General features: G+C 69.8%; 9 protein-coding genes and 2 pseudogenes. 4 read left to right on the top strand and 7 right to left on the bottom strand.

The window, feature by feature from the left end:
* Positions 1–543: 543 nt before the first annotated feature.
* The 3 genes from ABT288_RS48685 to ABT288_RS48675 are packed head-to-tail and all read right to left on the bottom strand — an operon-like array spanning position 544 to position 1,501.
* Entirely contained in the window at positions 544–864 is a 321-nt protein-coding gene (locus tag ABT288_RS48685) for a DUF4265 domain-containing protein (protein WP_351623157.1), read from the bottom strand.
* Complete coding sequence (locus ABT288_RS48680; protein WP_351623155.1) at positions 851–1,084, bottom strand: helix-turn-helix transcriptional regulator; 234 nt, start codon at positions 1,082–1,084, stop codon at positions 851–853. The genes ABT288_RS48685 and ABT288_RS48680 overlap by 14 nt, the downstream gene beginning before the upstream one ends.
* A gap of 9 nt (positions 1,085–1,093) precedes the next feature.
* The gene (locus ABT288_RS48675; RefSeq protein WP_351623153.1) at positions 1,094–1,501 is read right to left on the bottom strand and encodes a hypothetical protein; all 408 of its coding nucleotides are present in this window, start codon (positions 1,499–1,501) and stop codon (positions 1,094–1,096) included.
* 750 nt (positions 1,502–2,251) lie between these two features.
* Here ABT288_RS48675 and ABT288_RS48670 point away from each other — a divergent pair.
* From ABT288_RS48670 to ABT288_RS48660, 3 genes and pseudogenes are all read left to right on the top strand, one after another.
* Positions 2,252–2,821, top strand: coding sequence for an alpha/beta hydrolase (locus ABT288_RS48670; protein WP_351623151.1), 570 nt, complete (start codon positions 2,252–2,254; stop codon positions 2,819–2,821).
* Between the two features lie 265 nt (positions 2,822–3,086).
* Positions 3,087–3,305 (top strand): hypothetical protein, encoded by a 219-nt coding sequence (locus tag ABT288_RS48665; RefSeq protein ID WP_351623149.1) that lies wholly within the window; start codon positions 3,087–3,089, stop codon positions 3,303–3,305.
* Positions 3,284–3,412: pseudogene (locus ABT288_RS48660) on the top strand (transposase); the annotation flags it as partial. The gene ABT288_RS48665 and the pseudogene ABT288_RS48660, both read left to right, overlap by 22 nt.
* 92 nt (positions 3,413–3,504) lie before the next feature.
* On the opposite strand, the pseudogene ABT288_RS48655 reads toward ABT288_RS48660, so the two are convergent.
* The 4 genes and pseudogenes from ABT288_RS48655 to ABT288_RS48640 form a co-directional block, all read right to left on the bottom strand.
* Positions 3,505–3,960: pseudogene (locus ABT288_RS48655) on the bottom strand (DNA-3-methyladenine glycosylase); the annotation flags it as partial.
* A 49-nt stretch (positions 3,961–4,009) separates the two neighbouring features.
* Positions 4,010–4,246, bottom strand: a complete 237-nt coding sequence (locus ABT288_RS48650) for a DNA-3-methyladenine glycosylase (protein WP_351623147.1) — start codon at positions 4,244–4,246, stop codon at positions 4,010–4,012.
* 347 nt (positions 4,247–4,593) lie between these two features.
* Positions 4,594–4,767 (bottom strand): hypothetical protein, encoded by a 174-nt coding sequence (locus ABT288_RS48645; protein ID WP_351623145.1) that lies wholly within the window; start codon positions 4,765–4,767, stop codon positions 4,594–4,596.
* 54 nt (positions 4,768–4,821) lie between these two features.
* Entirely contained in the window at positions 4,822–5,826 is a 1,005-nt protein-coding gene (locus ABT288_RS48640) for a GlxA family transcriptional regulator (protein ID WP_351623143.1), read from the bottom strand.
* Positions 5,827–6,394: 568 nt separating this feature from the next.
* Here ABT288_RS48640 and ABT288_RS48635 point away from each other — a divergent pair.
* Complete coding sequence (locus tag ABT288_RS48635; RefSeq protein ID WP_351623141.1) at positions 6,395–7,474, top strand: TDT family transporter; 1,080 nt, start codon at positions 6,395–6,397, stop codon at positions 7,472–7,474.
* Positions 7,475–7,639 lie beyond the last annotated feature (165 nt).

Below are 7,639 nucleotides of genomic sequence, written 5' to 3'. Positions count from 1 at the left end.
TGAGTTGCCTACGTGTCACACCCAGCGTCCTACCAGGTCCTGTCCCCGCACGGGACCAGAACCCGAAATTGATCACGACCTCACACAGGCCCTAGGGCGCTACCACGCCGCAGAGCCTGCGATCCCGCCATCGCTGCTGTGCTCGACCGGCTCCAGGCGGACTCCGACCCATACGTCCGCGAACAGGCCGCCGCCGCACGGCGTACGTCACGCGGCAGCAGCTGAACACCGCAGGACAGACCGCCACATTGCGGACGTCAACCGGCTGGGGAACGAAGAGCCACCCTGGCCGTTTTCAGGGATCTGGCCGTAGCTTCATGAAGGCCCCGATGCGTGGCAGCTCAGTGGCACCGAAAATTGACGGATCGAGGGCTCTGTCCGTCGACATACGTCGAGCCACGTACCCCGTTGCCGAAGGAGCTACGTCAGTGGAGGAGCCAGGGTTTGCCATGCTTGCGACCGAGCCCGGGAAAGCGTGTCGACGGTCAGTCAATTCCCCACCCTCTCGCGTCCGGTTGCTGACGCGAGCAGTCAAGGCGGCGCTCAATCGTCCTCAGTGCCTGCACTGGCTCTCCAGGCGGCAGTGACACATCCTTCTTCCCAGTGCCACCAACCCTTCTCGTCGCCGTGTTCCAACAGCTTGCGGATCCGCTGGATGTCTGCTTCCGGCGGGATGTCCAGCGCGACCATCCGGAACTGCTCGATGCCCTCGCCCGTGGTGCCGAGCCGGTGGAAGGTCTCCAGCACGGTCTGTCGGGCCGCAGCGGAGCCTCCGTCCTTCAGCACGATCAATCGGATGGTGCAGTTCTCCGAAGCTTGAACGGTCTCCCCGGCCCAGAGCAGGCCGTCGTCATCGACGTCCACGCGGGGCCGGGTTGTCCGTCGTTTCGGTCCGATCGGGACGGAAGATTTCCTCGATGGTCAGGCCGAAGACGTCGGCGATGGTGAACGCCAGAGGCAGGCTGGGATCGTACCGCTCGGTTTCGATGGCGTTGATGGCCTGCCGAGAGACGTGGCACCGGTCGGCCAGGTCGGCCTGGCTCCACCGGCGAGCTGCCCGCAGTTCGCGTAGTCGGTTCTTCACAACGCGCCGTCACCGGTTCAGGCGGGTACGCAGGTCCGCGATTGTCATCCAGATTGCCACGCCGCCGAGGAGGATCAACTGCGCGAGCTGGTGGAGCTGGATGATGCCTGCGGCATCGAGCAGGGTGGCCACTTGCAGCCCCACGAGGACTGCGGCGAAGGCGATGGCCATGCTCTCCAACTGAATCCTGCGCAGGTATTCGTCCGCGCGCCGGAATGCCCGCAGCAGCACCCAGGCGATCGCGAGGGTGAAGACGGCGGTGGTCGCGATCCACCAGGCCTTCTGGGCGGTGCTCTGATGGGGGTTGCTGCCCAGCGCCAGGGCTATCACGCCCAAAGCGGACACCGGTATGCCGTCGATGAGTACAGCGCGGCGGGCCGCGCGCGTCACATGGTCCTGCTGTACCTGCTTTGCCATGCGAGGAATGTAAGGTCCCCTTTCCATGAAGTCAAGCAACCTTGGCTCGATGGAAAGGTCCCCTTACATTCTGGCCATGTTGAACGAGAGACGGCTCCTGACCCGCCGAGCACTGCTCGGTACCGCCGTGGCGTCAGCCATCGGCGCCGTCCCGATAGCCACGACGGCATCCGCCCAGCCGCGACCCGCCGCGAACTCGCCGGTCGCCGCCAACCCCACGCCGACTCCGGTGCGGCTTACCCTGCCCGCACCAACCGGTCCGCATCCCCTGGGTACGATCTCCCTGCACCTGGTCGACCGGGCGCGCGTCGACCCCTGGCAGGATTCCCGCCCGGCTCGGGAACTCATGATCCAGCTCTGGTACCCGGCACGCGCCGCCCATGGCCACCCGCCGGCGCCGTGGATGTCACCCGGCGCCGTCCCCTTCTTCGAGCGGGAACAGGGCATCCCGCCCGGCACGCTGCTGCTGCCGACCACGCACGCCCACCTGGCCGCACCGGTGGACCGTGTCCGGTGCGGGAGGCCGGTCGTCCTGTACTCACCGGGCCTGCGCAGCGACCGCAGCCTCGGCACTGTTCTGATCGAGGAACTGGCCAGCCACGGCTACCTGGTCGTGGCCATCGACCACACCCACGACGCCGACCAAGTCGAGTTTCCCGGCGGCCGGGTGGAAACCTTCGCCATCACCGGCGACATCGACGATGCCCTGATCGCCAAGGCCCTCGCTGTCCGCACCGCGGACACCCGGTCGTGCTGGACCAGCTCACCGCGCTCAACGCCGGACACAACACCGACGCCGGACGGCGACCCCTGCCCCCCACCCTCGCCGGCGCGTTCGACCTGTCCCTCGTCGGCATGCTCGGCCACTCCCTCGGCGGCGCCACAGCCGCCGCAGCCATCCGCGCCGACCGGCGCCTGCGCGCCGGGGCCAACCTGGACGGCAGCCTCCTGCCACCCGTCACCGACGGCACCGACCGGCCATTCCTTCTCTTCGGCAGCGACCCCGGCCCAGGCCCGGAAGACCCCAGCTGGGATCAGTTCTGGACCAGCCAGTACGGCTGGAAACGCGAACTGGCTCTCATCGGCTCCACCCACACCTCGTTCACCGACCTGGAAACACTGCTACCCCAAGCCGCGCCCGCCCTCAGGTTGACGCCCAGCCAGGTGACGCAGGCAATCGGCACCCTCGACCCGCACCACGCCATCCACACCCAACGTGACTACGTACGAGCCTTCTTCGACCTTCATCTACGCCACCTCGACAACCACCTGCTCGAGCACCCCTCACCCCGCTACCCACAGATCCGGTTCCTCCGATGAGGCATCCGCCACCCCCTGCGCCATCGCAGCCCTTCAAGCCTGCGGTGATCCCGAGCCTACGAGCTCGTAACACGATCTTGCTCAGGGGCTGTCTGACGAATGCTCACTGAGCAGTAACGTGCATGCTCGGTCCAATCGCCTTGCGGTCCTGACGCTGGCCAGTGACTCTGGGCTGGTGCCAGGACAGGGGAAAGGAAGGCGGCGACAAGATGCCGAGAGGCAGCGGCAGGCTGCTCGCACCGCGCCGGACGTGGGGCGGTGGGAAGTGCTCTTTGAGACTTGGGACAAGGCGGAGCTGGGTACGCAGTTGCGCCGTCTTCGGGAGGCAGGAGTCGACGGGCCGATGATCCGGATCGACACGCTGTGCGGGTGCCTGGCGCTGCCGACCACCTACCGGCTGAGCCGGTTCGTGACGGACCCCGCGCGGGAGTCCGAGCACGAGCACCCTGATTCGTTGATCTTGTGGCAGGTCGAGGTGAGTTGACGGACGCGGCGTGGGAGCGAATAGAGCCCCTGTTGCCGCAGGTGGATGGGCGTGGTCGTCCGTGGCGTGATCACCGGCGGGTGGTCAACGGGAGGGTGTGCCGGCTCGCACATCCACTCTGGACGGTGGTGAGGATGCCCCAAACGGACGGAAGCCGTCGATCTCACGGCCGAGCGGCTGCGTCACCTCCAGGATGCGTTCACCCAGGCGGCCGACGACTCCCGCGCCCGCGCGGACCGCTACGCCGACCGGGACGATGCCGACGCAGCGCACCCGGTGCACGTGGACGACCAGCAGGCGCACCGGGTGCAGCAGCACGGCCCACCCCCGTCCGCGGCCCCCGACCGACCCGCGCGGACGAGACGCCCCCGGCGGGTTCCGCGAGGAACAACTCCGCCGCTGCGTCGCATGCTGACTGTCCGTCATGATGCAGATCGGCGATGCCCAACACTCGCGCGAGGTTGGCCGGGCCGCGCGCCAGATCGCGCGCCCGTACCCCAGGCCCCCGGCGTTCTTGCGCGACGTCTGGTCCCGCCACGACGGTGCCGGCGCGGAGCAGCACCGAAGCGGGACGCCGCCCGGGCCCGCAGACGGCGTTCAGGCACCGATGCACCGCGTGCGTCCGGTACACATAGAAGGTCCCCGGGGCCCCGAACTCCGCTCGATTGGTCCGGTTCGGGCCCCGGAACGCGTGCGAGGCCGGGTCATCGGGCCCCCTCGTACGCCTCCACCTCGGTGATACGCACCGCCGTCACGCCGCGCTGCGAGCGCGAGACCACGAGAGCCCCCAGGAGTTCGGAAGCCACCTCGAGGGCAGGCCGGTCGAAGAAGCGCTCGCGCAAGGCGGACCGCCCTGCCGACGCAGCCCCCGGCTCATCGAACGCCCGCAACTGCTCGTGATCGGTCCCGGCCACGCCCGGGACCGTCCGGTTCTCTGCCAAGCCCCTGCCTCCTGTCGAGATTCCGGGACGCCGGATCCGACGCCCCCACCGTCCCAGCGCTCTCCCTGCGTTGCCCCATGGCCCGAGAAACTGCCGTGAGGCACTCGGATACGGACCTTCGAGCCGAACGCCCACCAGGCCGTTGGAGGAAGGAACACGCTTCCGGACGAGGTGACATCGAGGGCGAGCACGCGATCCAGGCTGCGGACGCGATGCTGGACCATCGGCAGGCGGGCGAACGTTTCCGGGGCCGCGAGACAACGCGGCGGGTATCCGGCCGACCGGCGCTTCACCCTCCTGCGCGTCACCGGCCACGCGCATGTATGGGTGAGCGAATGCGTCACCGTCTACGACGGTGCGCCTTCGTACTCGGCGAGGTCATGGAATTCGCCGACCAGCAGGTCGTGCACGAGACGCAGTACTTCGCCGGTCGTTTCGGCGCGCCCGCGTGGCGGGCCGCGCTCGCAGAGCCGGTGCTTGGGACGGACTGCCGAGGAGGCCTGGCTGGCCTCGTCCGGCACGGCCGGCCTGTCGGACTTCGGCGATTGTCTGTGCTCGCCGTATACCTCCAGGGCTCAGGCGCCCTTGCCGTCGACTCCGGTGTGCGTGGTGCGGAAGCGTGCCCGGTAGGCTCCCGGCGTGATGCCGAGGTTGCGCGTGAAGGCTCGACGCAGGGACTCCGGTGACCCGAAGCCGGTGCGCCGGGCCACCGTGGCCATGGGGTCGTCGCTGTCTTCCAGCATCGCCTGGGCGGCCTCCATGCGGACCTGCTCGACGTAGCGGGCCGGGGTCGTGTGCATCTCGTCGTGGAACAGGCGTGTCATGTGGCGGGTGCTCACACCTGCCCGGCGCGCCATGGCGGCAAGGGTGTGCGGGGCGGACGGGTCCTCGGCGACCGCGTCCAGGACCCGGCGCAGCATCTCCTGTCTCGCGCGCGGGGTGTGGGTGCGGACACTGAACTGGGACTGGCCTCCCGGCCGCTGCATGAACACGACCATGTCCTTGGCCACGGCGCGGGCGACGTCGGCGCCGAGGTGCTCCTCGACCAGGGCGAGCGAGAGGTCGATGCCCGAGGTGACGCCTGCGGAGGTCATGATGTGGCCGTCGCGTACGAACAGGGCGTCCGCTTCCACGGTCACCTTCGGGTAGCGCAGGGCGAGCTGGTCGGCGAAGCGCCAGTGCGTGGTCGCCTTGCGTCCGTCGAGCAGTCCGGCCGCGGCGAGGAGGAAGGCGCCGGTGCAGATGGACGCCGTGCGGCAGCCGCGTGCGTCGAGCCCTCTCATGGCGTCCAGCAGCGCGTCGTCCTTGATGAGGGAGGGCCACTCCGGGCCGCCGGGGATGACGACCACATCGCTGGCCGCCTGTACCTGCGCGGCAGCGAGGTCGACGCGCAGTCCGGTGCCGGCTGCGGTGACCACGTCGGCGCCGTCGGGGGAGACCGTGCGTACGTGGTAGCGGCCGCCGAATTCGTTGGCTGTCGTGAACACCTCGATCGGTCCGGTCACGTCGAGCAGCCGTACGCCGGGGAAGACCAGCACGGTCACCAGGAGCGGCTTCCTGCCTGACGGCCTGTCCTTCATCGTGCGCCTCCCGGACGGACTGGGGCCCACATCGGAGGACACCATCATCCGCCCGGCGATGCTCTGCCGCTCCCGTGCCGATTGTCGTCCGCGTCCCTGCGGCATGCTGCTGCCTTCCGTGGTGTGGAACGAGGCATCGGGCTTCGGCGCCTTGCCCGTGTTCAGCGGTCGCTTGCCGTCTCGTCATGGCCACAGGTGTGGCCACAACACGCTCGGACAAGGACATCGGGGCATCGGAGCGGCACCCGGCAACGGGCCTGCACGGTGCTCGATGTCCTGGTGTGAGGGCGTCATGGCGCGTGCTGTTCTGTGGCGGGAGCCGCGCTTCGCCATACCGTCGAGGGCGCCAATGGGCCGACGGTCTCGGCCGCGTCCCTGAGCTGCTGGGTGCGGCCCGGCCAGTCGGCCGGCCCGTCACCGTGGCTGGTCGTGGACGGTGACGAATCCGACACCCCAAGAGAAGGCACTCCGCGCCGTGACACCCCACCCCAGTACCAGCCGAGCGGTTCCGTCCCAGGTCGGCCCGGCCCCGAGAGCGTCCGCGGTCGGCTCGGCCCCGAGATCATCCGTGCTTGTACGCGATCAGCCGGACGAGGCGAACGGCAGGAAGCGTGGCCGGCTCGGTCCCGGCTGGTTCGCCGCCGTCATGGGCAGCGGGATCGTCGCCGTCGCGGCCGCCACCCTGCCGCGCGGTTTCCCCGGGCTCGGCGAGGCCGCCACGGTGGTCTGGGCGGGGACCGCGCTGCTGCTGATCGTGCTCGCCGTCAGCTATACCGGGCAGCGCGCGCTGCGGGTGCATGCCGGTGATCCGGTACTGGCCCAGTTCTTCGGGGCGCCGCCGATGGCTGTGCTCACCGTCGGCGCCGGGACGCTGCTGCTCGGCCGGCGGCTGATCGGGGAGCGTGCGGCGGTGGATGCGGACTGGGTGCTGTGGTCGGCCGGTACGGTACTGGGTCTTGCCACCGCCTGCACGGTGCCGTATCTCATGGTCACGCGGCACCGTTTCACGCCGGACGCGGCGTTCGGCGGCTGGCTGCTACCGGTGGTGCCGCCGCTGGTCTCCGCCGCGACGGGCGCGCTGCTCATCCCGCGGGCGCCGGCCGGGCAGGTGCGGCTGGCCCTGCTGCTGTGCTGCTACTCGATGCTCGGGCTCGGGTTGGTCGCGGTCCTGCTGGTGCTGGCCATGGTCTACAGCCGCCTGGTGCATCATGACGCGCCAGGCGGTGCGGTGGTGCCCACGATGTGGATCGGCGTGGGGGCGCTGGATCAGGCGGTGACGGCGCTGGGGACGCTGGCCACGGCGTCGCCGAGCGCGCTGCCCGCCCCGTACGCGCGCGGGAGTGGTGTCGTAGCGCTCCTGGGTGGGCTCGGGATCTGGGGCTTCGCCCTGCTGTGGCTGGTACTGGCCACGGCGCTGACCGTACGGGAAATTCGCAGAGGGCTGCCCTTCGCAGCCACCTGGTGGTCCTTCATCTTCCCCCTCGGTGCGTGCGTCACCGGCACGAGCGCGCTCGCTGCTCGTACCGGCTCGCAGCTGTTCGTCTGGATCGCCGTCGTCCTGTACGCCCTGCTCGTCGCCGCCTGGGCGGTGGTCGCCTGGCACTCCCTGCGCCATGCTGTCCGGCAGCGTGAGCGCGCCCGCCGCTGACAGGGCCCGTGTAACGCTCCGCATGACACGGACGCGTCGCGCGAACCCGGCGGTCTGCCGACGGGGAGCCGGGGTAGCGCCGCACCGCAACCCGTGGCAATTGCAGCGCCCCCGTTGGCGGGGAGGCGTTGGTGTGGGGGGGGGCGGTGTGGCGCGCACCGGCGG

It is taken from the genome of Streptomyces sp. NPDC001093 (assembly GCF_040298985.1).
GTDB lineage: Bacteria > Actinomycetota > Actinomycetes > Streptomycetales > Streptomycetaceae > Streptomyces.
This window is presented reverse-complemented; position numbering and strand designations above follow the sequence as displayed.

Coding starts and splice junctions, on each gene's coding strand:
- ABT288_RS48640 (WP_351623143.1), bottom strand. CDS start 5,826: ATGAAGGACAGGCCGTCAGGCAGGAAGCCGCTCCTGGTGACCGTGCTG.
- ABT288_RS48675 (WP_351623153.1), bottom strand. CDS start 1,501: ATGGCAAAGCAGGTACAGCAGGACCATGTGACGCGCGCGGCCCGCCGC.